Below are 22,143 nucleotides of genomic sequence, written 5' to 3'. Positions count from 1 at the left end.
ATGAGCCCATCCACCGTCCGCCTGACCGTCGCCCAGGCACTGGTGCGGTTCCTGTCCGCCCAGTACACCGAGCGCGACGGCGAACGGCACCGGCTGATCGCCGGCACCTGGGGCATCTTCGGCCACGGCAACGTGGCCGGCCTCGGCCAGGCCCTCCTCCAGGCGGGCGAGGACGTCATGCCCTACCACCAGGGCCGCAACGAGCAGTCGATGGTGCACGCGGCCGTCGGCCACGCCCGTCAGCTCAACCGCCTCTCCGCGCAGGCGGTGACGACGTCGATCGGCCCCGGCGCGACGAACCTCGTCACCGGTGCCGCGCTCGCCACCATCAACCGCCTGCCCGTCCTCCTGCTCCCCGGCGACTACTTCGCCTCGCACGCCCCGGACCCGCTGCTCCAGCAGCTGGAGCACCCGACCGAGGCGGACGTCTCGGTCAACGACACCCTGCGGCCCGTGTCGAAGTACTTCGACCGGATCACCCGCCCCGAGGCCCTGATCCCGTCCGCCCTGAACGCCATGCGCGTACTCGCCGACCCGGCCGAGACCGGCGCGGTGACGCTGGCCCTCCCCCAGGACGTGCAGGCCGAGGCGTACGACTGGCCGCGGGAGTTCTTCGCCGACCGCGTCTGGTACGTACGGCGTCCCGCGCCCGACCCGGTCGAACTGGCGGCGGCCGTCGAGGCGATCCGGGCCGCCGAGCGCCCGCTGATCGTGGCGGGCGGCGGTGTCCACCACAGCGAGGCCGAGGCGGCTCTGAAGGCTTTCGTCGAGGCCACCGGCATCCCGGTCTCCTCCACCCAGGCCGGCAAGGGCTCCCTCCGCTTCGACCACCCCGCCGACCTCGGCGGCATCGGCCACACCGGCACCTCGGTCAGCGACGACATCGCGCGTGCCGCCGACCTGGTGATCGGCGTGGGGACGCGGTACACCGACTTCACCACCGCCTCGGGCACGCTCTTCCAGAAGCCGGACGTGCGGTTCCTCAACCTCAACATCACCGGCTTCGACGCGCACAAGCTGGCCGCGCGGACGCTGGTGTGCGACGCGCGGGCCGGGCTCACGGCACTGACTCAGGCGCTTTCCGGCCACCGCGTCGACGCCGCGTACGAGGCCGAGTACCGGGCCGGCAAGGAGCGTTGGGACGCGGTCGTCGAGGCCGCCTACCGCGCCGACGACGAGACGGCCGTACCGACGCAGACCCAGGTGCTGGGCGCGCTGGACGCGATCGTGGGCGACGACGACGTGGTGATCAACGCGGCCGGCTCGCTCCCGGGCGACCTGCACAAGCTGTGGCGCTCACGCTCGCCGCGCCAGTACCACCTGGAGTACGGCTACTCCTGCATGGGCTACGAGATCCCGGCCGGGATCGGCATCCAGCAGGCCGCCCCGGACACGGTCGTGTGGTCGCTGGTCGGCGACGGCACCTACCTGATGATGCCGACGGAGATCGTCACCGCGGTCCAGGAGCGCCTGCCGGTCAACATCGTGCTGATCCAGAACCACGGCTACGCCTCCATCGGCGGCCTGTCGAACGAGGTCGGCGGCGAGCGCTTCGGCACCGACTACCGCTACCGGGCCGCCGACGGCACCTTCACCGGCGCCCCGCTCCCGGTCGACCTCGCCGCCAACGCGGCCAGCCTCGGCATGGACGTGCTGCGCGCCAAGACGGTGGGCGAGCTGCGCGAGGCGCTGGCCTCGGCCCGCGCCTCCGACCGGCCCACCTGCGTGTACGTCGAGACGGACATCCTCAACCCGACCTCGCCGGGCCCCGAGGCCTGGTGGGACGTGCCCGTGGCCGAGGTCGCCGACCGCGAGGCCGCCGTCGAGGCCCGCGAGCGCTACGACCAGCACGTCGCCGGACGCCGCCGTCACCTCTGAACTCCCCCTTACGAAAGGCACTTTCGCACCATGAAGACCATCACCCACTGGATCGACGGCAAGCCGGTCGAGGGCACCTCGGGCCGTTTCAGCCCTGTCTACAACCCGGCCACCGGCGTCCAGGAGAAGCAGGTCGCCTTCGCGACCGTCGACGAGGTGGACGCCGCCGTCGCCTCCGCCAAGGCCGCGTTCGAGAGCTGGGGCGAGTCCTCCCTGGCCAAGCGCACCGCGATCCTGTTCAAGTACCGCGAGCTGCTGGACGCCCACCGCGACGAGATCGCCGAGCTGATCACCGCCGAGCACGGCAAGGTGCACTCCGACGCGCTCGGCGAGGTCGCGCGCGGCATGGAGATCGTGGAGCTGGCCTGCGGGATCTCCGTACAGCTGAAGGGTGAGCTGTCGACGCAGGTGTCGAGCCGGGTGGACGTGGCCTCGATCCGGCAGCCGCTGGGCGTGGTCGCCGGCATCACGCCGTTCAACTTCCCGGCCATGGTGCCGATGTGGATGTTCCCGCTGGCCATCGCGTGCGGCAACACCTTCGTGCTGAAGCCGTCCGAGAAGGACCCGTCGGCGTCCTTCCGGCTGGCCGAGCTGGCCTCCGAGGCGGGGCTGCCGGAGGGTGTGCTGAACGTCGTGCAGGGCGACAAGGTGGCCGTGGACCGGCTCCTCGAACACCCGGACATCGAGGCGGTCTCCTTCGTCGGCTCGACGCCGATCGCGAAGTACATCCAGCTCAAGGCAGTGGAGCACGGCAAGCGCGTGCAGGCCCTCGGCGGCGCCAAGAACCACATGCTGGTCCTGCCGGACGCCGACCTGGACTTCGCCGCCGACCAGGCGATCAACGCCGCGTACGGCTCGGCGGGCGAGCGCTGCATGGCCGTGTCGGTCGTCGTCGCGGTCGGCGACACCGGCGACGCGCTGGTCGGCAAGATCGCCGAGCGGGCGAAGAACCTGCGCATCGGCCCCGGCAACGACCCGGCCTCCGAGATGGGCCCGCTGATCACGCGCGAGCACCGGGACAAGGTGGCGTCCTATGTCGCTTCGGCCGCCGAGCAGGGCGCCGAGGTCGTCGTCGACGGCACCGGCTACTCCGTGGAGGGCCATGAGGACGGCTTCTTCCTCGGTGTCTCGCTGCTGGACCGGGTGCCGCTGACGGCGGACGCGTACCGGGACGAGATCTTCGGCCCGGTGCTTGCGGTGGTGCGTGCGGAGACGTACGACGAGGCCATCAAGCTGATCAACGACTCCCGCTGGGGCAACGGCACCGCGATCTTCACCCGGGACGGCGGCGCCGCCCGCCGCTTCCAGCTGGAGGTGAAGGCGGGCATGGTCGGTGTGAACGTGCCGATCCCCGTCCCCGTCGGCTACCACTCCTTCGGTGGCTGGAAGGACTCGCTCTTCGGCGATCTGCACATCTACGGCAACGACGGCATCGCCTTCTACACCCAGGGCAAGGTGATCACCACCCGTTGGCCGGACCCGTCCGACGGCGGCATCAACCTCGGTTTCCCCAGCAACTCCTGACACCCTGACAGGGAGGTCGTCCCATGGCGAAGACCCGCGGCTCCGCCCGTGCCGCGTCCGCCTCCGCGCTGGACGCGCTGGACTTCGCCCTGGACCGGGGCAGTCCCGTGCCGCTGTACTACCAGCTCGCCCAGCAGCTGGAGGCGGCGATCGAGCACGGGGCGCTCGCCCCGGGAAACCTCCTGGGCAACGAGGTGGACCTGTCGGTGCGGCTGGGCCTGTCCCGGCCCACCGTCCGGCAGGCCATCCAGTCCCTGGTCGACAAGGGGCTGCTGGTGCGGCGGCGCGGGGTGGGCACGCAGGTGGTGCACAGCCAGGTCAAGCGCCCGCTGGAGCTCAGCAGCCTCTACGACGACCTGGAGGCGGCGGGGCAGGGTCCGACCACACAGGTCGTCCGCAACGAGCGCGTCCCGGCGGCCGCCGACGTCGCGGCCGCGCTCGGCGTCGCGGAGGGCACCGAGGTCACGCTGCTGGAGCGGCTGCGCCGCACACACGGCCAGCCGGTGGCGATCCTCTGCAACTACCTGCCCGCCGGCCTGCTCGACCTCGACACGGCCCGGCTGGAGTCGACGGGCCTGTACCGGATGATGCGCGCGGTCGGCATCACCCTGCACAGCGCCCGCCAGACCGTCGGAGCCCGCTGCGCCACCGCCGAGGAGGCCGAGCGGCTCGACGAGAAGGAGGGCGCGGCGCTGCTGACCATGCAGCGCACGGCGTACGACGACACGGGCCGGCCGGTCGAGTACGGGACGCACATCTACCGGGCGTCCCGGTACGCGTTCGACTTCCAGCTGCTGGTCAGGTCCTGAGGCTCGTGGTGAACGGCGTGACCGGCCGCTGGAGCCGCTCGCCGTCCAGGACGACGTCCACCGCCTCGTTGTAGAAGGCCATGAGCCCCTTGATGGGGCTCACCGCGGGCAGCGGCTCGGCGTAGCTCCACAGGATGTTCCGCGGGATCCGGCCCTCGCCGCTCCAGGTCCAGTACTCGGCCCTGCCCTTGTAGGGACACCCGGTGCGGTGGTCGGTGGGCTCGAACAGGTCTAGCCGGACGTCCTCGCGGGGCAGGTAGTACCGGGTCGGCAGCCCGGTCTCGAACAGCAGCACCGGCCGGTGGGAGTCCGCGACGACCGTGCCGCCGATCTCGACCCGGACATGGCGGCTGCTGGGCATGGCGTCCACCCGTTTGTGCGGGTCGCGGGGGTGGATGAAGATCTCTTCCTCCTCCTCGTACCAGTGGTCGAGGCCGGTCCCCCAGCGCAGGAACCACTCGAAGGCGATGTGGCCGGCGAGGTCGGCGGCGGGGAAGGTCCACGCCGCGTTCTCCACGAGCTCGCCGTCGGCCTCCAGGTCGTAGAAGACCTGCGATCCGGCGTGCTTGCCCGGCGTCGGGTTCTTGGCCGGGCGCAGCAGGTCCGTGCGGACCTCCTCGCGCGGGAACGCGTAGCACGGGACGGGGAGATCGGGTTCCCAGACCAGGAGGGGGTGGCGGCTGTCGACGACGGTGACATCGCCCTTGAGACCCCGCACCCAGCGTTCGCTGGGCTCCCAGAGGAGGCCTTCGGGGGTCGTACGGACGGACCGCTCGGTGGGGAACAGAGGCATGGCCCACTCTCCTTCGGCTCCTCTTCGGAGCGTACTCCCGGTGCGGTCAGTGGACCGCGTCGAGCCGTGCCCGCTGCTGCGGGGTCAGCTCCAGGTCCACGGCGGCCAGGCTCTCCTCAAGCTGGGCCACCGACGACGCCCCGACGAGCGGGACGACCGGCAGCTCGGCGCCGATCTGCCAGGCCAGGACGACCTGGTTGACGGTGGCGCCGGTCTCCTGGGCGACCTCGCGCAGGACCTTCAGCCGGGTCGGGGTGCCGGGGTGGTCGAAGTCGGCGGGCAGCGCCACCTCCGGGCGGGTGTACGCGCCCTTCAGCAGCGGCGAGTAGGCGACCAGGGTCAGGCCGGGCTCGGCGCGCAGATAGCTCAGCAGCTCCGGGCCGGCGTGGCCGAGGCTGCCGTCGGGGAAGAGGCCGCCGTCGGGCACGTCGAAGCGGGGCCGCAGGTGGCTGTGAGCGTACTGCAGCACCTCGTAGCCGGGCAGTCCGGCCGCGGCGGCGAGGGCACGGGCCCGCTCGACCCGCCAGACGGCGTGGTTGCTGACGCCGAGGAGGCCGACCGTGCCCTCGGCGACCAGCTCGGCGAATCCCTCGACGGTCTCCTGGAGCGGTACCCGGTGGTCCTCGATGTGTGCGTAGAGCAGGTCCAGCCTGGCCACGCCGAGCCGGTCGCGGCTGCGTTCGGCGGACTCGCGGATCACCTTCGCCGACAGGCCCTCCGCGTTGTCGGCATAGCCGGTGCCGGGGGCGAGCGGCCGGGCGCCGAGCTTGGTGGCGATGACGATCTCGTCGCCGATGCCGCGGCTGCGCCGCCACCGGCCGAGGAGTTCCTCGCTCTGTCCGCCCTGGCCGCCGTCCTCCCAGAACGCGTAGTTGTCGGAGGTGTCGATGAAGGTCCCGCCGGCCTCGACATAGCGGTCGAGTACGGCGAAGGAGGTCTCCTCGTCGGTCCGTGAGCCGAACAGCATCGCGCCGAGCGCGAGGACGCTGACCTCGCGTCGGGTGCCGGGGTCGGTGCCGATGGTGCGGTACTTCATGGGTGAGTCCCCTCCCGTTCCCGCGCCCGGATTCGGGGCACGAACGGGAGTGTTCATCTTGAAGGGCACTTCAAGTCAAGGGCGCGGGCGCCCACTTGGCTCACTGGCTCCCTAGTCCTCAGGCTCACTTGGCGAAGGGGCCCTCCAGCGCCGCCCATTGCAGCAGCATGATGGTCTTCGCGTCGTTGATCTCCCCGGTGCGAATCATCTCCAGGGCGCGGCGGAAGGGCAGTTCGAGGATCTCGATGTCCTCGCCCTCCTCGTCGAGGCCACCGCCCTCGTGGGTGTGGGTGGAGGGGCCGTAGGCGGCGGCGTAGAAGCTGACGCGTTCGGTGACCGAGCCCGGACTCATGTAGACGTCGAAGACGTGCTGGACGTCGCCGATGGTGTGCCCGGTCTCCTCCACCACCTCGCGCCGCACGGCGATCTCCGGGTGCTCGTCCTCGTCGTCGAGCAGCCCGCCCGGCGTCTCGATCAGCATGCCGTCGGGGTGGCCGTTGACGTACACCGGGAAGCGGAACTGGCGGGTGAGCAGGACGGTTTCGGCCTCGGCGTCGTACAGCAGCATGGTCGCGCCGTTGCCGCGGTCGTGGGTCTCGCGCTGCTGGGTCCGCCAGGTGCCGTCGGCGTGCTGGAGGTCGAAGGTGGTGGCGCGCTCGACGTACCAGTGGCTGGACAGGAGCTGTACGTCCCGCACCCTTACGCGGGGGTTGCCGGTCAGGTCCCGGCCGACCTGGTCGAGTCCGGTGCGGCCGCGGCGGTCGGGGGTGTCGATGCCGGCGGTCATCGGGCACCGGCCGAGGCGATGAGCGAGTTGGTCATGGCCCGCTTCTACCATTCTTCACCCGGTGACGTCGGCCTTGTCCATCACCTGCGCCGCGGCGGGCGGCCGTACGTCCAACGGCTCGTCGAAGGCGCTGAACGATGTGGTGGTGACGTTTACGTGCAGCGCGTCGCCAAGCGCTTGGCCGCAGGTTCGAGTCCTGCCGGGGGCGCCCAGAACATGGCTGGTCCGGCCGGCGGCAGGAGGCCATCGACCGCGGTGCTCCGGATTCTCAATGCCCGGTGTCCACGCGCTCGTTCCGCGAGGCGTGAGCGATGCTCTCCAGTGCGCCACGCACCCGCTCGGTCACCTCGTCCACGGAACGGTCCGCGCAGTCGACGCGCCGTACGGCGAGGTCCGGCCGAGCCTCGGACATCCAGTCCAGAACCTCGCCGTAGCGCTGATGGGTCGCCGACAGGAACGCCCGGGTCTCGTGCAGTTCGCTGCCCCGTGCGCGCTCCCGGGTGCGCCGCAGCGCCTGGGCCACGGGCAGGTCGAGCAGGATGACACCGTCCGGCAGCGTGACACCGAAGCTCCGGCCGAGTCGGCTGAGCATCTCGTGCGGCGGCATCGTGCCCCATCGCAGCACGTCCGTGCCCAGTTCCCAGGGATCTGTCGTTCCCGAACACGTCAGGAGCCAGTCGCTCACCGCCTGCGCGGCGCCCGGTTGCTGCTTGTGCCACCAGGCTTCCACATCGGAGCCGGGCTCGGTGTCCCGCTCGACGCGCGCGAACATCGGCAGGTACACCAGCGGGTCGACGAGCGGGTGCCGGTCGGCGAGCAGCGTTCGGCTCCGGTCCACGGCCTGCCGTTCCGCCGGGCCGAACAGGCACAACTGCAGGTAGAGCACGGCGACCTTGAGCTGCACCCGGCCGAGGTCGTCCGCTGCGGACGACGCGTCGGCCAGTGCCACGGACAGGTCCGCGAAGGGGCTGTCCGGATCCTCATGTCCCCGTACCGCGTGCACGACCGCGATGTCCTCCTGCTCACGGATGCGGTGGAGCACCGTGGTCTTGCCGACTCCGTCGATGCCGACCAACGCGACCCGCACCTCACTCACCGTCCCGGATCTGTTCGAGGTGCCACAGGCGGAAGGCGGTCTCCGTCACCCTGGGCAGGAACGCGAACTCGCGCTGGGTGTGCCCGGCCAGGTACAGCGCCAGGCGGGTCATCAGGAACTCCCGCAGCGCCAGTCGGTAGCCCTGCCGCCAGTCGGAGCCGGCGACGAGCACCGCCGCCCTCGGCGACACCTCGGCCACCGCCTGCGCGTGCACCGTGAGCAATCGGTCGACCTGGTCCCAGGTCACCTGTGGGCCGACGGTGAACGCCAGCAGCTCCACGACGTCACGCTGGGGCACGTCGACGGTGGCGAGCTCCCAGTCGTACGCCACCACTCGCCCGTCCCGCACTGCGATGTTGCGCGGATTGAAGTCGTTGTGGACGAGCGTGCGGGGCATGGCGTGCAGCTCCTGCGTCCAGAACCCGGCATCCTCGACGATGCCGAGCAGGATGTCCCGGCGGCCGGAGTCGAGCAACTCGGGCAACTCCGCCGCGGCATGACGGACGAGAGCCCCCCACAGCTCTCGTGCCTTCGCCAGCTGGGCCGGCTCCTGTACCTGGTACAACCAGCCCTCGGCGTGCAGTTCCTGGTCCCGGCCGAGCCAGTGCCCGTGGACGCGGGCGACGGCACGCAGCGCGTCCCCGATCCGGTCGCCGTTGGACGGCCCGTTGTCGTCCCGCAGCCGTTCCATGAGGATGACGTAGGCCTCGCGCTCGTCGTCCTCGATGAGGCCGTAGCAGCGTGGCAGGAGATCCGTCAGCGCGCGCTCCGGGCGCCGGTACACCGACAGTTCACGACGGTGCGCGTCGGTGAACTCGGTGTCGGCGCCCCAGCGGCTCCATGCCCCGGCCAGCTCCTCGCCGCACAGCGAGACCAGCTTGGCGATGCCGGCCACGATCTCCTCGCCACGCGACTTGACCTTAGCCACCAGATCGACCGTCGTCGCGGTCCCCGCGCCACCGGTCCAGCTCACACTGAGCGGGTGGAGGCCGGTCAGCTTGCGGCGTTCGCCCAGCGCACCGAGCTCGCTGGAGATTCCGTCGCCGCGCAGCCGGGGGCCCGCCGTCACCCGGGTGACGTGCAGCCGGGGATCTCCGAGCCGTTGCGCCAGTACCGGTTGCAGCAGCGCAGCGTCGAGGTCACCGGGCTGCAGCCAGTCCACGCGACGGGCCCGGCCGAGGCGCTGGTGCGCTTCGGCGAACTGACCGCTGACCACCGCCGCCAACGTCGACACGTCGAGGGCCAGGGAGAATCCGGCGACGATCTCGGCGAACCTGCGGGCCCCACCCGCACCCGCGCAGCCGAGGAGGGCGAGCAGCTCGCGCTGGTGCGGCAGCCCCGTGCCACCACCGACGGTGCCCACCACCAGGTTGGGCAGCAGGATCGTGGCGATCAGGTCGTCGCCGTCCATCTCCACCGAGAAGATGGACACCCCCGACTCGTGGACGCAGGCCACATCCTGCCCGGTGGCCACGAACAGCGCCGCGATGGCGTTCGCCGCGTTGACCCCGTACCCGAGCATCCCGGCCTGCTGCGCGCCGAGGACCGTCGCGGCATGGCTCTTCACCATTGCCTCGGGTGTCGTCTTGAGTACGGAGGCCACCACATCGCGGCGCAGTCGGCACTCGGCGGTGACCCGGGTGCCGCGGCCGGTCAGCATGGATCCGACGGTTGCCTTCTTGTCGCCGCTGAGATTGCCCTCGAGGAGCAGGTTGCGGGGACGCAGATCCTCCTCGTCGGCGAGCGCGTCGGTCAGCCAGCGGCAGATCTGCCAGGTCACCGCCGTCGTCATGTTCTGGCCCGCCGCGTCGGCGGTCTCGAAGGCGAGGCGCAGGTGCAGATAGCGGCCGATCTGGTAGGGGTCGACGTCGACCAGGCGAGTGTGCCGGGACACCAGACGGACCTGCTCGTCCAGCGTGCCGCGCCGGTCGAGCAGCCAGGCGGTGAACCGGTGCGCGGCGGCGAGGTCGGCGAACTCCAGCACGGGTGCGCGGGTCATCCGCTGCGACAGCACCTTCGTGCGCACTCCTCCGGAGGCGGTGAGGGCCCGTGCGCCGCGGGACGCCGAGGCGACGAGTGCGCCCTCGGTGGTGGCGAAGGGAGCGACGACGCTCTCGCCCACCATGTCCCCGTCGAACAGCAGCGGGCCGACGAGGCCCACCGGTACCTCGACCGAGCCGAGGAAGTTCTCCACATTGCCGACCAGGTTGTGCGCGGCGAACACGGTGCTCTCCAACGAGGCGAGCGGGGTGCCGCTGCGTTCGCGCAGCCAGTTCAGCCGCTGTCTGCGGGCGTCCTCGGTGTACTGCCCCCGGCCCGGAATGGCGTCGGTCATGCGTCCCTCGTTTCGTGACGTGGCATCGGCATCAGCGCGCGTCCCCGGGCCGGGTGGCGACGATCCTGGCCCATGCGTCGTCGGAGGTCAGGAAGACCCGGTCCTTGACCCGGGGCGGGCGTTGGCCGCCGCGCACGGAGCGCTCCCACTCCAGCAGGAAGGCGTCCTCGTGCACGGTGATCACCTCGACGGGGCCGATCCGGCCGGACCGGCGGCCGGCGCGGTAGCCGGGGCACTGCTCCGCCAGGCGCACGTCGAGGGCGTCGGCCAGGGCCGGGGCCGGCGGGCCCGCGAAGGCGACGGCGACCTGGTAGCGCCCGGTGTCCTCGCCGGTGCCGGAGGCCAGGCGATAGGTCGCGTTGCGGATCTCCGCTCCGGTGTCGAGGCAGGCGGCTCGCAGGGCGCGGACGGCCATGGCCTCGGTCAGCCGCTCTCCGGCGGCGGACCGGACGATGTCGCGGCCGGCGTACTCGACACGCGGGGTGCGGCCGACCCGGCCGACCACCCGGACCACGTCCGTGACGGCGCATCGGTACATGCCGCCCACGTGGGTCAACACGAGGTGGTAGTCGTGCCCTTCCTCGATCTCGGTGGCCGACAAGGTCTCGCTGTCGGCGGTGACCGGTCCGTCCGCGGGGACGAACTCGTACACACAGCCCGGTAGATACAGCGGCGCGCCGGTGGGGTGCTGGTCGACCGGGACCCCGGCCGGACCCTCGCAGGACGCGATCGGCGCGGCGAACGACTGGACCCCCGGGCCGTAGGTCTCCCGTACCCGGGGGAGGTAGAGCGAGGCGAGCGCGCTGTTCCAGACGAGGACGGCGGTCAGGCGCGGCCAGAGGTGGTACGGCAGGACCGTGCCGAACGTCTTGGCGTACCGCGCGATCTCGTCGGCGCGCTCCGGGTTCGGTGTGGTGTGCGGGCGGCCGTCGAGGGTGCCGGCCCTGATGTCCTCGACGAGCCGGGGCCACAGTGTGCGCAGTTGGTACGGCAGCCCGGCGACCATCGCCGGGTTGACGCCGATGACGATCCGTATGTCCTGCTCGGCTGCGAGCCTCAGCTTGTAGTAGGCGCGGCTCCAGGGGTCGGCGTTGGCCAGTTCGTCGGGTATACGGCTCCACGGAGCCGCGTTGCCCGGGCCGACGGCCGAGGCCTCGCCGAACTTGCGGTAGTCGACCTGACTGGCGCCGATGTGCGGCTGGCCCTGCCGGGTCCGGGCCATGGGCGCGGTCGGGTCCTGCCACAGGTTCAGCACGCCGTTCGGTACGGCCGCCGCCTCCGGCAGCGTCTGGAGCAACGGGGCGAAACTGGCGTGGTAGAAGGGCAGGAAGGTCCACTGCATGTACGTGCGCGTCACCGGAATGTGCTTCTCCCGGCCGGTGCTTCCGCTGGAGGAGAAGTAGACGACCGGATCGTCGGCGGTGAGCACCTTCGGCTCACCGTTCATGGCCCGCTCGATCCACGGCATCAGCGCCTGATGGGTGCGGATGGGCACCGCCCGGCGCAGCTCGTCGATGGTGCGGACACGGGCCAGCCCGTGCTCACGGCCGAACGCGGTGTCCGCGTTCTGCTCCAGGACGCGCGTGAGCAGGTCGCGTTGCACCTCCTCGGGCCGGTCCAGGCTGTCCAGGAGCCGGCGGTGCTCCGCCAGCACGCGTTCGGCGTCCATTCAGCGGCCTCCTTCGTCAGGGGTCGAGGTGAGCACGCCGTACAGGCGCAGGCGGTCGGGTTCGGTGCCGCTGTGGGTGATCCGTGTCTGGACCGAGGCCGCCCGGGCGGGATCGAGGACGGCGGGGAAGTCGGCGATGTCCAGGGTGTCGGCGTGCTCGACGCGGAGGGTGTCGCCGGGCCGGAGCAGGCCGCGCAGCACCGCCTCGGTTATCAGGTGGTGGACATGCACCAGGTACGCACCGCTGCTGACGTCGCCGGTCGCGACCGCGGCGTCCACGATGAGTCCGGAAGGGGGGCCCGGGACGGTCACGGTCAGCGGCCCGGCGGGCACCGCGATCGGCGCCGGAGCCTGGAAGGCACGCAACAACCTCGACAGCGGGCGCAGTTCGCGGCGCGTGGCGGGGCCGTACCAGGCCAGGTCCGCTCCCGGGGTCGCGTGGCGGTACGGGTGGCGGGCGGCCACGCTCGCAGGCCGGCCCGCGAGGAACACGGTCCGGGTGAACGTCCGGTACCAGCCGTCCCGCTGGGCATCCGGGATCCTCAGGGCGAAATCGGCCGCACCCGCGATGAACTCGACGGGGTCGAGGTCGGCCACGACCACCACGACGGCCAGCCCCGGCGGGGCGGGCCCGTCACCCAGTCCGCCGCGGCCCGCCTCGAGGCGGGCCCGTGCCGCGGCGGCCAGCGCCTCGGCGTCGGACATCCGCGTGTTCGGTACCCCCCTCATGTGTAGATCGCCCGCAGTTCGGGGGCCGGCGCGCCGGACCGCTTGCCCAGCAGGGATGCCGTCAGCCGGTAGGGGTCGACGTAGCCCTGCTGGGCCCGGAGCCGGGACAGGGTCGCCGCGAGGTGCCGACCCGGCCCGCCCGCGCCGCCGGCAGGCATCTCGCCGAGCAGGCGGGCGGCACGCCCCACGCAGCGGCGCAGCAGGTGCATCCGGAACGGCTGCGTCGAGCGTCGGTGCAGCGTGCCGGCGAAGTACAGCCGCATTCCGAGCCGGTAGGCGGCCAGGTCGGCTGTGCCGGAGGTGGCGGCGAGATCGCCGAGTGTCGCTCCCTGCCAGCCGCCGTACCGGCTGGAGCGCTGTACGTCGCCCACGGGCACCCGACTCAGGGGAAGGCGTGCCGTCCGTGCGCCGAACTCGGTCAGGACGCGGTCGAGCAGCAGGTAGTCGGCAGCGATCCCGTCGTCGTGGACGAGCAGGAACAACCGGTCGGGACGGATCATCGGGACGAGTTCGCGCAGGATCGGCAGCAGGTAGTTGGGCTGCCCGTCGCCGCCGACGAGTTGGCGCAGCGGCAGGCCCCAGCGGGGGCCGTCGAGGTGGACAGGGCCGCCGAAGCGCCGGTGGTCGATCAGCAGTCCTCGCTCGGCCAGTGCCGCGACCATCGTCTTCGCCGTGGTGGCCAGCGGGCGGTCGGCGTCGAGACCCAGGTCACCGACGCCCAGCCGGCCCAGCTGGGCGCTCCACAGATCCAGCATGCGCCGACCGCAGGGATGGATCCAGCCGTCCTCGTCGGCTCGCGTCAGGTAGTCGGCGACTGCCCGGGGGTCGGTCTCCCGCCGCTCCGCGTGGAAGCGGATGTACCGCTCGCCGATCCGGGTGTCCGACTCGCTGCTCCAGTCAGTGTCCGGCTCGGTCAGGTCGAGGTGGTGCCAGAAGGCCGTCGACTGGGTGGTGACGGTGGCCATGCGGTTGTTCCAGACCAGTCGTACGCCGCTGACCCGGGCGCTCGCCTTCACCAGGACGTCGGTCCACAGCAGGCCTTTGACGTGGGTGGGGGTGAGCGGTTTCGTCGGAGTGATCGTCACCGGTGCCACGACGAGTTCGCCGAACGTGCCGGGTCCGGTCCGCACGGTCTTTCGCGAGGGTGGTGCCGCCTCCTCCAAGGCCACCGGGTGAATCCTCTCTCCATAAACGCCGACCATTCGACATGCCGAAGGATCAAGTGACCTTAGTTTTCAAGGAACTTGACCGCCGAAGAGGCGAAACTAACCGGCCTCGAATTCAAGAGTCAACGAAATCCCACCAGTGGCACCTTGTTGCCAATTCGGGCGGGTTAATTCCCCTTTCCGGCCTCGCGTTTCCGGCCGGGCAGGGTCGTTGCCGGTGCCGCAGTGCGCCTGCCCACCCTGCGGTTTTCCGCAGGGTCGAGGGTGGGGAGAACCGCACAACTTCGACGGCAATCCTCATACCGGCGCTGGTCTGCGGTTTCTAGCGTGATCGGTGAACCGCGGCACCTGCCTGCGGCGACCGCCCCGCCAGCCTGGAGAAATTCGAATGGACCTCATGACTCTGGCCCTGCCCCAGGAGCCCGCCGACGGTATCGCGGGGTGGGCAGCCGACCTCGTGGACGCCATGGGCGCCCCCGGCGCCGGCCTCGCCGTAGCCCTGGAGAACCTCTTCCCGCCGCTGCCCAGCGAGATCATCCTGCCGCTGACCGGATTCGCGGCCGGGCAAGGCGTCATCAGCCTGTTCTCGGCGCTGTTGTGGACCACCATCGGTTCGACGGTGGGCGCGGCCGTCCTCTACTACATCGGCATGCTGTTCGGCCGTGAGCGCATGTACCGGCTCTGGGCCAGGCTGCCGCTGGTCAAGGTGTCCGACCTGGAGCGGACGGAGCAGTGGTTCGCCAAGCACGGCACCAAGGCCGTCTTCTTCGGCCGCATGGTGCCGATCTTCCGCAGCCTCATCTCCGTGCCGGCCGGTCTGGAACGCATGCCGATGCCGACCTTCCTGCTGCTGACCACCCTGGGCAGCCTGATCTGGAACTCCGCGCTCGTCCTGTCCGGTTACTGGCTGGGGGATCAGTGGGATCTCGTCGAGGGATACGTCGGCATCATCAGCAAGGCCGTCCTCGTCCTGGTCGCCGCCGCACTGGTGCTGTACATCGTGGTACGTGTGCGGTCCTCCCGCGGCTCCGCCCAGCACCGCCGTACGTCGTGAACGCCCCCGCTGTTGTCGTCCAGGCCGAACGATCTTGCCCCGCCTGCGCGGCCGGACTAGTCTCGGCGTCCGTGCAGGGGGATTCGGAGGTCACCACCCAACATCACCCGGGAGGGCTCGGACCGGAGCCCTCGAGCGGTGAGGTTCCGTCCACGCCGTCTCCCGCTCTGCCGCTCAGGGCCACCGGGGTCCTCCTCGGCTGCTTCACCGCGCTGACGGCGCTGCTGTACTTCTGCACCGTGGGCAGCGTCCTCGGCCCCCTTCTGCTGTGGCCGCGGACCCGGCGGCACGCCTTCATCGCCCTTACCGCGGGCGCCCGTCGGCTGACATCCCTCGAGCGCCGGCGCCGCTCGCTCTTCTTCGGGGACCGCTTCCCGGACCGTCCCGCGCGGGACCAGCGGATCCTGCGCTACCTCGCGACACGTACGTACACCGGCCTCCTCACCGGCGTCGTGATCGGTCTGCTCGGCTTCGGCGCCGTCCTCGCGGGACTGCTCGTCGCAAGCCTCGCGCGGGGCACGCTCACCTGGCAGGAACTGCTCACCCAGGGGCTGCTCGGCGGGGTGCTGCTCTTCCTGGACGTACAGGGCCTGTTGTCGCTGGAGGCGCTCGACGCGCGGCTGGCCCGCGAGTACTTCGGCCCGTCGGAGCGCGAGCTGATGCAGCAGCGCATCGACGAACTGGCCACCAGCCGGGCGGCGGTGCTGCAGGCGGTGGACACCGAACGCCGGCGCATCGAACGCGATCTGCACGACGGGGTGCAGCAGCGCCTGGTGGCGCTGGCCATGCTCCTCGGGCGCGCCCGTCGGGGCCGTACGCCCGAACAGGCCAACTCCCTGCTGGAGCAGGCCCACAAGGAGTCCCAGGACGTCCTGACCGAGCTGCGGGAAGTGGCCTGGCGGGTCTATCCGTCAGCGCTGGACAGCCTGGGGCTGCAGGAGGCGCTCGCCGGGGTGTCCGAGCGCTGCAGCATTCCCATCCGGATGGACTTCGTCCTCCCCGAGCCCTTGCCCGCCTCCGTCGAAACCGCCGCGTACTTCGTCGTGTCGGAGTCGGTGACCAACGCCGCCAAGCACTCGGCCGCCACGGAGATCGTCGTGAGCGTCCGCCGATACGGGCCGGTCCTCGTCGTACGGACCGAGGACAACGGCGTCGGCGGCGCGGATCCGGCGGGCAGCGGACTGACGGGACTGCACAGCCGAGTCGGCGCCCTGGACGGCCGACTGCACGTCCACAGCCCCCCTGGGGGGCCCACCACGATCACCGCGGAGCTGCCGTGCGCCTGATGCTGGCCGAGGACTCGACCCTGCTGCGAGAGGGGCTGGTCCGGCTGCTCACCGAGGAGGGACACAAGGTTCTGGCCGCGGTGGGTGACGCCGTCGCCCTGCTGCGGGAGGTCGAGGCCCAGCCGCCGGACATGGTCGTCGTGGACATCCGGATGCCCCCCACCCACACGGACGAGGGGCTGCGGGCCGCGCTGGAGATCCGCAAGCGCTGGCCCGGGGTCGGGGTCCTGGTGCTGTCGCAGCACATAGAGCGCAACTACGCGGCCCAGCTGCTGACGTCGAACGCGGAGCGCGTCGGCTATCTGCTCAAGGACCGGGTCGCGCAGGTGGAGGAATTCCTCGACGCTCTGGAGCGGATCCAGGAGGGCGGAGCCGCCATCGATCCGGAGGTCGTGCGGCAGTTGGTGATCCGTACGACGCACAGCGACCCGCTGTCCCGGCTGACTCCCCGCGAGCGCAGCGTTCTGGAGACGCTGGCCCAGGGACACACCAACGCGGCCATCTCGGAGAAGCTGCACATCTCCATGAGCACGGTCGAGAAGAACCTCAACACGATCTTCGACAAGCTCGAACTCGGGCACACCACGGGATACAACCGCAGGATCCTGGCCGTGCTGCGGTATCTGGAGTCGTGACCCGGCGGCCGACGGCCGCCGGGGCCCGCGTTTTCGAGGGAATGGAACCCGGGGAAGCCGTCGGCCGGGTGCGCATCCGGCGCGGCCGGTTCCCAGCAACCGTGGCGGACACGGGCCGCACCGGAGCAGGCGAACGTGCCGGGCGGTAGGAGCTCTGCCCGGCACGTCCTTGTCGTCACTGGAACGAATACGGGTTCAGCGCGTCGTCCGGCAGGTGCTCCACCTGCACCCGGTCGCCGATGCCCGCCTCGTCGGCGAGTTCGAGCAGCACGTCGAGGGCGACATGGTCCTCGAGCGCGAAGCCCGTCGAGTCGAAGACGGTCACCCGGTCCCGGTGGACGGCCGCCGTCTCCGGCTCGGCGCACAGGGTCATCAGGTCGGGACCGAGGTCGCCCGCCTCCAACTGCTGGCACTCCCCCTCCCGCAGCGCCTGCGCCACGTGGTCCGGCGTCACGAACGCCGACTTCAGGATCGCCTTCGGGACCTCGAACTTGCCGATGAGGTCGGCGCCGATGGCGTTGATGTGCACGTGCGGCCGCAGGTTGTCGCCGCTCAGCACCGGTCCGTCGCCGACCCCGACCGAGGTGACGGTGCAGATGATGTCCGCGGCCGCCTCCAACTCGGCGAGCTCCACGACACGGACGTCGAGGTCGAGGAAGTCCACCCGGTCCGCGAAGGAGCGCGCGTGGGCCGGCTCGATGTCGTACACCAGGATCTGCTCCAGGGGGAACACCCGGCTGAGCGCGTGCGCCTGGGTCACGGCCTGCGCCCCTGCGCCCACGAGGCCCAGGACCCGGCTGTCCGGGCGGGCGAGCAGCCGGCTGGCGATCGCCGAGGCCGCCCCGGTACGGATCGCGGTGGGCAGGATGCCGTCGCAGACCGCCAGCAGACGGCCCGTCACATCGTCGTAGCGGGTGAGGGATCCGATGATGGTGGGCAGCTGAAACGTGGTGGGGTTCGACGGTGTGTAGGCCACCGTCTTGATCGTTATGGAACGCCCCGGATCATGGTGCGGCATCCATTCGAGGATGGCCGTGTTCCCCGGACCGCGGAGGAATCCGTCCCGGACGGGGCTCACACCTCTGTCCGATGCGGTGAACGCCTCCTGGAGTCGGACGATCATCCGATCCATGAAGCGATCGTTGCCGCTCTCCTTGACGAGTTTGGCAACATGCTGCCGGGTGAGGACCGTGGTCTCCATTTTCTCCCCTCGACTGTCGTCGCACCTCGGCAACTAATTGCCAAGGAATGTACGCCTGTCATTTAACGAGCTACACTCCGCGATCGGTCGACTTTTTTACCCGGGAAGCCATTGGGCAGCTATTTCCCGGGGCCGCCGATTCACGCATCGAACGTAACGTCCAGGGTTTTACTGGGTCAAGGATTTCCAAGGGCACTACGGTTTTCCGCAGGTTTCTTACTGCGGTTTTCCGCAGGGTCGGACCTGCGGTTCTCCGTACGCCGAACCTGCGGAAAACAACGGCCACCGCGACGGTTTACCTCGTATCCACACGCACGTCGGCGGGCCTAGCTTTTTCCCGTCGAGATCCGACCGGCTTCCTGGGCCGGACCTGCAGCAACGGAAGGAAGCAAGGGTGCGAAAGAAACCGGCAACGGTACGGATTGCGCGATGGAGCGCCACACATCCGTGGTCCGCCATCGGCCTGTGGGTCGTGTTCGTCGCCGCGTGCCTCTTCCTGGGCGGAGCGGCCGGCACGAACGCGATCAGTGACGAGGAGTCGGGGGTCCGGGAGTCCGGCCGCGCCGGCAAGATCGTGCACTCCGGTGACTTCCCCGAGAAGGCCGAGGAGAACGTGCTGATCACCGCCGCGGACGGCGGGAAGCTCGAGTCCGCGACCGCCCAGGACGCGGCCGCGGACGTCACCCGGCGGATGAAGGCGCTCGCCGAGGTGGAGAGCGTGGGTGAGCCGATCCCCGCGCCGAACGGCAAGGCGCTCCTGGTCCCGGTGACCATGAAGGGCGACACGGAGAACGCCGACCAGCGCGTCCAGCCGTTGCTCGACGCGAGCGCGGCGACCGAGAAGGCCCACGAGGGCCTGCGGGTCGACGAGGTGGGCACCGGCTCGACGGCCAAGGGGCTGTCCGAGACGCTCGGCGAGGACTTCAAGAAGGCCGAGCTGATCAGCCTGCCGCTGACCCTGCTCATCCTGCTCGTCGTCTTCGGCGCGATCATCGCCGCGGGCGTCCCCGTGGTGCTCGCGCTGTCGTGCGTCGGCGCGGCCATCGGACTGTCCACGCTGGCCTCCCACGTGCTGCCCGAGACCAGCGCGGTGAGCAACGTCATCCTGCTCATGGGCATGGCCGTGGGCGTGGACTACTCGCTCTTCTACCTCAAGCGCGAACGTGAGGAGCGCCGTGCCGGTAAGTCCCACGTCGACGCGATCGAGGTCGCCGCGGAGACGTCCGGGCACACCGTCGTGGTGTCCGGCACCACCGTGATCGTGGCGATGGCCGGCCTCTACCTGGCCCAGGAGGCGACCTTCGCGTCCCTGGCCACCGGCTCCATCATCGTCGTGGCGGTCGCCGTGCTGGCCTCGCTGACCGTGCTGCCCGCCCTGCTCGCCAAGCTGGGCCGCTGGGTCGACAAGCCGCGGGTGCCCCTCCTGTGGCGGCTGACGATGCGCTCCGGCGAGTCCCGGGTGTGGCCCGCGCTGCTGCGCCCCGCGCTGTCCAGGCCGGTCATCACGCTCGTGGTGTCCGTGGGCGCGCTGCTCCTGCTGGCCGTACCGGCCCTCGACATGAAGCTCAAGCAGCCGGGCTCGGACGACCTGTCCCGGGACATCCCGGTCGTGCAGGCGATGGACCGGCTGACCGAGGCATTCCCCAGCAAGGGCACCGTGCACCAGATCGCCGTGGAGGCGCCCGCCGCACAGTCCGGTGAGGTGAAGGGCGCCCTGCAGGGACTGCTCGAACGCACCGCGGACAACAAGCTGTTCGCGCACGACGCGACGCCGACGATCAAGGAGTCCGCCGACCACCGGGTCCACACCGTCGACGTGGGCACGCCGTACCAGCCCAAGAGCGACGGCGCCCGCGAGTCCCTGGAGCTGCTGCGTGACTGGCTGCCGCAGGCCATGGCCGACGTGCCCGGCGCCGAGAGCGCGGTCGGCGGCAAGGTGGCGCAGGGCGTGGACTTCACGGGTCACCTCGAGGAGCGGATGCCCTGGGTGGTGGGCTTCGTCCTGCTGCTGACCTTCGTCACCATGATCCTGATCTTCCGGTCGCTGGCCGTGGCGGTCTCCGCGATCCTGCTCAACCTGCTCTCGGCTGCGGCCTCGTTCGGGGTGCTCGTCGCGGTCTTCCAGCACACCTGGGCGGAGGGGCTGCTGGACTTCCACAGCTCGGGCGCGGTCGTCTCGTGGCTGCCGCTGTTCCTGTTCGTGGTGCTGTTCGGGCTGTCGATGGACTACCACGTGTTCGTGGTCAGCCGGATCCGCGAGGCAGTGGTCAACGGCGCCTCCACCAAGGAGTCCGTCCGTGAGGGCATCACCCGCTCGGCGGGCGTGGTGACCAGTGCGGCGATCGTCATGGTCGGGGTGTTCGCGATCTTCGGCACGCTGAGCATGGTCGAGTTCAAGCAGCTCGGCGTGGGCCTCGCGGCGGCCATCCTGCTGGACGCCGTGATCATCCGGATCTATGTGCTGCCGGCGCTGATGACGGCCCTCGGCAAGTGGAACTGGTGGCCCGGAAAGGTCTCCGGCGACCGTCGCGGCCCCTCGGGCCAGGTCCCGGACCAGGCCGAGCCGACGCGGCACCGTGCCGAGGAGCAGCCGCATTACGCACGGTTCGCGGCGCAGCAGCAGCCGCAGCAGCAGTACCCGCAGGCCGGCTATCCGCAGCAGCAGTACCCGCAGGGCGGGTACCCGCAGCAGCAGTCGCAGCCCGGCCAGCACCGCCGTGATACCTCGCGACCTGACTACTACAACCAGTAGAGCCAGGTCCCTCCGCCGAGGAGGGAGGGCCGACCGTCACCCCCGGACGAAGGCCCTCCCTCCTCTCTCTTTTTCTCTCCCTCTCTTTTTCTCTCCCTCTCCTTCTTCTCTCCGCCGCCCTGGCAGGGGGCGGCGTCCGCCGAGCGACGAGAGGCCCGGCGCCTTCGGGCGCCGGGCCTCTCACGTCGTCTCGCGCACGCCCCTCACGGACCGGTGAGGAACTCCACGAGCACCTTGTTCACCGCGTCGGGGTCCTCCAGATAGCCGTAGTGGCCGCAACCCTCGACGATTTCGTACCGGGCGCCCGGAACGGCGTCGGCCACCTCCCGGCCCAGGCGGGGCGGGGTGATCAGGTCGTCGGCGAAGGCTATGACCTGGCACGGAACGCGGATGTCCCGGTAGGCGGCGAGACGGTCCGCAAGGCGGCTGACCTCCATCTGGGCCCGCTGTCCCGGCCCCGGCGCGGACGTCAGCTCGAACAGGTCCAGCCAGTCGGCCATCGCGGTGTCGTCGTCGAGTGTCCGCGGGGACAGCGACTTCAGGGCCCGCAGAACGGCCGCGTACCGGTCCGGGAGCCCGATGCCCGAGTCGTACAGGTCGATCTCCGCGCGGGTGAGCTCGGCACGCAGGAAGTCGGTACGACCGCGGGTCGCCATGAGGACGGCTCGGCTGACCAGCTCTGGCCGGGCCAGCGCCAGTTCCTGTGCGACGAACGCGCCCATGGAGGTACCGACGACGGCGCAGGGGCCGAGGTCCAGACGCTCGATGAGCCCGGCCACGTCCTCGACCATGTCCCGCAGGGTGAATCCCTCGGGGCACTCGGAGCTCGGTGGGATCCCCCGGTTGTCGAAGGTGATCACGCGCAGGCCGGCCGCGGTGAGCGCGGGCACCTGGTGCAGTTGCCACACGTTACGGCCGCCGCCGGTGCCCTGGATCATCACCACCGGGTCGCCGGTGCCGGCCTCGTCGTAGCTGAGCCGAATCCCGTTCACGGGAATGACCGGCATGGTGCCTCTCCCCTTTCGTCGTGGTCGTGCGTTGCGCGTCCGCGCGGGGACGCGCACGGCCCGCGCCCCCGGATCGTCCGGGGTGCGCGGGCCGCGGAACGATCGGATCAGGCAGCGCCGTCCATGGCCTCGACGAGGCTCTTGGGACGCATGTCGGTCCAGTTCGTGTTGACGTAGTCGAGCGCCGCGTCCCGGGTGGTCTCCCCGAGGACGGTCTGCCAGCCCGCAGGCACCTCGACGAACGCCGGCCACAGCGAGTGCTGCCCCTCGTCGTTGACCAGGACCAGGTAGGTGCCCTCGGGGTCCTCGAAGGGATTGCTGCTCATTCGATCGCTCCTTCTCAGCGAATTCTGCTTCTCTGGAATGCTGGTAGCAGGGATCCGGTG

The 22,143-nt window shown here is 70.7% G+C and carries 18 protein-coding genes; 7 read left to right on the top strand and 11 right to left on the bottom strand.

Annotated elements, in window-relative coordinates; genetic code table 11:
- The 3 genes from iolD to ACIRD7_RS05430 are packed head-to-tail and all read left to right on the top strand — an operon-like array spanning position 1 to position 4,211.
- Complete coding sequence (iolD, locus tag ACIRD7_RS05440; protein ID WP_403450020.1) at positions 1-1,878, top strand: 3D-(3,5/4)-trihydroxycyclohexane-1,2-dione acylhydrolase (decyclizing); 1,878 nt, start codon at positions 1-3, stop codon at positions 1,876-1,878.
- A gap of 30 nt (positions 1,879-1,908) precedes the next feature.
- Positions 1,909-3,402 carry a CoA-acylating methylmalonate-semialdehyde dehydrogenase gene (locus ACIRD7_RS05435; protein ID WP_403450018.1) on the top strand — a complete coding sequence of 498 codons (1,494 nt, stop codon included), beginning with the start codon at positions 1,909-1,911 and terminating at the stop codon, positions 3,400-3,402.
- 23 nt (positions 3,403-3,425) lie between these two features.
- Positions 3,426-4,211: a GntR family transcriptional regulator gene (locus ACIRD7_RS05430; RefSeq protein WP_403450016.1), complete on the top strand. Its 786-nt coding sequence runs from the start codon at positions 3,426-3,428 to the stop codon at positions 4,209-4,211.
- On the opposite strand, the gene ACIRD7_RS05425 is transcribed toward ACIRD7_RS05430, so the two are convergent.
- From ACIRD7_RS05425 to ACIRD7_RS05390, 8 genes are all read right to left on the bottom strand, one after another.
- Positions 4,201-5,004, bottom strand: coding sequence for a DUF427 domain-containing protein (locus tag ACIRD7_RS05425; protein ID WP_403450013.1), 804 nt, complete (start codon positions 5,002-5,004; stop codon positions 4,201-4,203). The genes ACIRD7_RS05430 and ACIRD7_RS05425 overlap by 11 nt on opposite strands.
- Positions 5,005-5,050: 46 nt before the next feature.
- Entirely contained in the window at positions 5,051-6,040 is a 990-nt protein-coding gene (locus ACIRD7_RS05420) for an aldo/keto reductase (RefSeq protein WP_403450011.1), read from the bottom strand.
- 124 nt (positions 6,041-6,164) lie between these two features.
- Positions 6,165-6,827: an NUDIX domain-containing protein gene (locus tag ACIRD7_RS05415; RefSeq protein WP_403450008.1), complete on the bottom strand. Its 663-nt coding sequence runs from the start codon at positions 6,825-6,827 to the stop codon at positions 6,165-6,167.
- Positions 6,828-7,095: 268 nt separating this feature from the next.
- Positions 7,096-7,914, bottom strand: a complete 819-nt coding sequence (locus ACIRD7_RS05410; RefSeq protein WP_403450005.1) for a hypothetical protein — start codon at positions 7,912-7,914, stop codon at positions 7,096-7,098.
- A 1-nt stretch (position 7,915) separates the two neighbouring features.
- Positions 7,916-10,258, bottom strand: a complete 2,343-nt coding sequence (locus ACIRD7_RS05405; RefSeq protein ID WP_403450002.1) for a hypothetical protein — start codon at positions 10,256-10,258, stop codon at positions 7,916-7,918.
- Between the two features lie 31 nt (positions 10,259-10,289).
- The gene (locus ACIRD7_RS05400) at positions 10,290-11,927 is read right to left on the bottom strand and encodes a GH3 auxin-responsive promoter family protein (protein ID WP_403449999.1); all 1,638 of its coding nucleotides are present in this window, start codon (positions 11,925-11,927) and stop codon (positions 10,290-10,292) included.
- The gene (locus ACIRD7_RS05395) at positions 11,928-12,632 is read right to left on the bottom strand and encodes a DUF6182 family protein (RefSeq protein WP_403449997.1); all 705 of its coding nucleotides are present in this window, start codon (positions 12,630-12,632) and stop codon (positions 11,928-11,930) included. It abuts the gene before it with no gap.
- 20 nt (positions 12,633-12,652) lie between these two features.
- Positions 12,653-13,825, bottom strand: a complete 1,173-nt coding sequence (locus tag ACIRD7_RS05390) for a hypothetical protein (RefSeq protein ID WP_403449994.1) — start codon at positions 13,823-13,825, stop codon at positions 12,653-12,655.
- A gap of 385 nt (positions 13,826-14,210) precedes the next feature.
- Between ACIRD7_RS05390 and ACIRD7_RS05385 the strand changes: the two genes are divergently transcribed.
- The 3 genes from ACIRD7_RS05385 (at position 14,211) to ACIRD7_RS05375 (ending at position 16,797) form a co-directional block, all read left to right on the top strand.
- Positions 14,211-14,876: a DedA family protein gene (locus tag ACIRD7_RS05385; RefSeq protein WP_403449991.1), complete on the top strand. Its 666-nt coding sequence runs from the start codon at positions 14,211-14,213 to the stop codon at positions 14,874-14,876.
- Between the two features lie 71 nt (positions 14,877-14,947).
- Complete coding sequence (locus tag ACIRD7_RS05380; protein ID WP_403449988.1) at positions 14,948-16,162, top strand: sensor histidine kinase; 1,215 nt, start codon at positions 14,948-14,950, stop codon at positions 16,160-16,162.
- Positions 16,162-16,797, top strand: coding sequence for a response regulator (locus ACIRD7_RS05375; protein ID WP_403451682.1), 636 nt, complete (start codon positions 16,162-16,164; stop codon positions 16,795-16,797). The genes ACIRD7_RS05380 and ACIRD7_RS05375 overlap by 1 nt, the downstream gene beginning before the upstream one ends.
- A gap of 175 nt (positions 16,798-16,972) precedes the next feature.
- On the opposite strand, the gene ACIRD7_RS05370 is transcribed toward ACIRD7_RS05375, so the two are convergent.
- Positions 16,973-17,998: an ornithine cyclodeaminase family protein gene (locus ACIRD7_RS05370; protein ID WP_403449986.1), complete on the bottom strand. Its 1,026-nt coding sequence runs from the start codon at positions 17,996-17,998 to the stop codon at positions 16,973-16,975.
- Between the two features lie 472 nt (positions 17,999-18,470).
- Between ACIRD7_RS05370 and ACIRD7_RS05365 the strand changes: the two genes are divergently transcribed.
- Positions 18,471-20,750: an MMPL family transporter gene (locus ACIRD7_RS05365; RefSeq protein ID WP_403449983.1), complete on the top strand. Its 2,280-nt coding sequence runs from the start codon at positions 18,471-18,473 to the stop codon at positions 20,748-20,750.
- A gap of 203 nt (positions 20,751-20,953) precedes the next feature.
- On the opposite strand, the gene ACIRD7_RS05360 is transcribed toward ACIRD7_RS05365, so the two are convergent.
- Both ACIRD7_RS05360 and ACIRD7_RS05355 read right to left on the bottom strand, forming a co-directional pair.
- Positions 20,954-21,757: an alpha/beta fold hydrolase gene (locus ACIRD7_RS05360; RefSeq protein ID WP_403449980.1), complete on the bottom strand. Its 804-nt coding sequence runs from the start codon at positions 21,755-21,757 to the stop codon at positions 20,954-20,956.
- Between the two features lie 107 nt (positions 21,758-21,864).
- Entirely contained in the window at positions 21,865-22,083 is a 219-nt protein-coding gene (locus ACIRD7_RS05355) for an MbtH family protein (RefSeq protein ID WP_403449977.1), read from the bottom strand.
- Positions 22,084-22,143 lie beyond the last annotated feature (60 nt).

It is taken from the genome of Streptomyces sp. NPDC093568 (genome assembly GCF_044764945.1).
In the GTDB taxonomy this organism is placed as follows: domain Bacteria; phylum Actinomycetota; class Actinomycetes; order Streptomycetales; family Streptomycetaceae; genus Streptomyces.
Note: the sequence above shows the minus strand (reverse complement) of the source record. Positions and strands in the feature narration are given on the sequence as shown.

Bases quoted from the DNA above. Each gene is read 5' to 3' on its own strand.
- ACIRD7_RS05360 (WP_403449980.1), bottom strand. From the start codon at position 21,757: ATGCCGGTCATTCCCGTGAACGGGATTCGGCTCAGCTACGACGAGGCC.
- ACIRD7_RS05395 (WP_403449997.1), bottom strand. From the start codon at position 12,632: ATGTCCGACGCCGAGGCGCTGGCCGCCGCGGCACGGGCCCGCCTCGAG.
- ACIRD7_RS05405 (WP_403450002.1), bottom strand. From the start codon at position 10,258: ATGACCGACGCCATTCCGGGCCGGGGGCAGTACACCGAGGACGCCCGC.
- ACIRD7_RS05385 (WP_403449991.1), top strand. From the start codon at position 14,211: ATGGACCTCATGACTCTGGCCCTGCCCCAGGAGCCCGCCGACGGTATC.
- iolD (WP_403450020.1), top strand. From the start codon at position 1: ATGAGCCCATCCACCGTCCGCCTGACCGTCGCCCAGGCACTGGTGCGG.
- ACIRD7_RS05425 (WP_403450013.1), bottom strand. From the start codon at position 5,004: ATGCCTCTGTTCCCCACCGAGCGGTCCGTCCGTACGACCCCCGAAGGC.
- ACIRD7_RS05370 (WP_403449986.1), bottom strand. From the start codon at position 17,998: ATGGAGACCACGGTCCTCACCCGGCAGCATGTTGCCAAACTCGTCAAG.
- ACIRD7_RS05375 (WP_403451682.1), top strand. From the start codon at position 16,162: ATGCTGGCCGAGGACTCGACCCTGCTGCGAGAGGGGCTGGTCCGGCTG.
- ACIRD7_RS05435 (WP_403450018.1), top strand. From the start codon at position 1,909: ATGAAGACCATCACCCACTGGATCGACGGCAAGCCGGTCGAGGGCACC.
- ACIRD7_RS05355 (WP_403449977.1), bottom strand. From the start codon at position 22,083: ATGAGCAGCAATCCCTTCGAGGACCCCGAGGGCACCTACCTGGTCCTG.
- ACIRD7_RS05415 (WP_403450008.1), bottom strand. From the start codon at position 6,827: ATGACCGCCGGCATCGACACCCCCGACCGCCGCGGCCGCACCGGACTC.
- ACIRD7_RS05400 (WP_403449999.1), bottom strand. From the start codon at position 11,927: ATGGACGCCGAACGCGTGCTGGCGGAGCACCGCCGGCTCCTGGACAGC.
- ACIRD7_RS05430 (WP_403450016.1), top strand. From the start codon at position 3,426: ATGGCGAAGACCCGCGGCTCCGCCCGTGCCGCGTCCGCCTCCGCGCTG.
- ACIRD7_RS05420 (WP_403450011.1), bottom strand. From the start codon at position 6,040: ATGAAGTACCGCACCATCGGCACCGACCCCGGCACCCGACGCGAGGTC.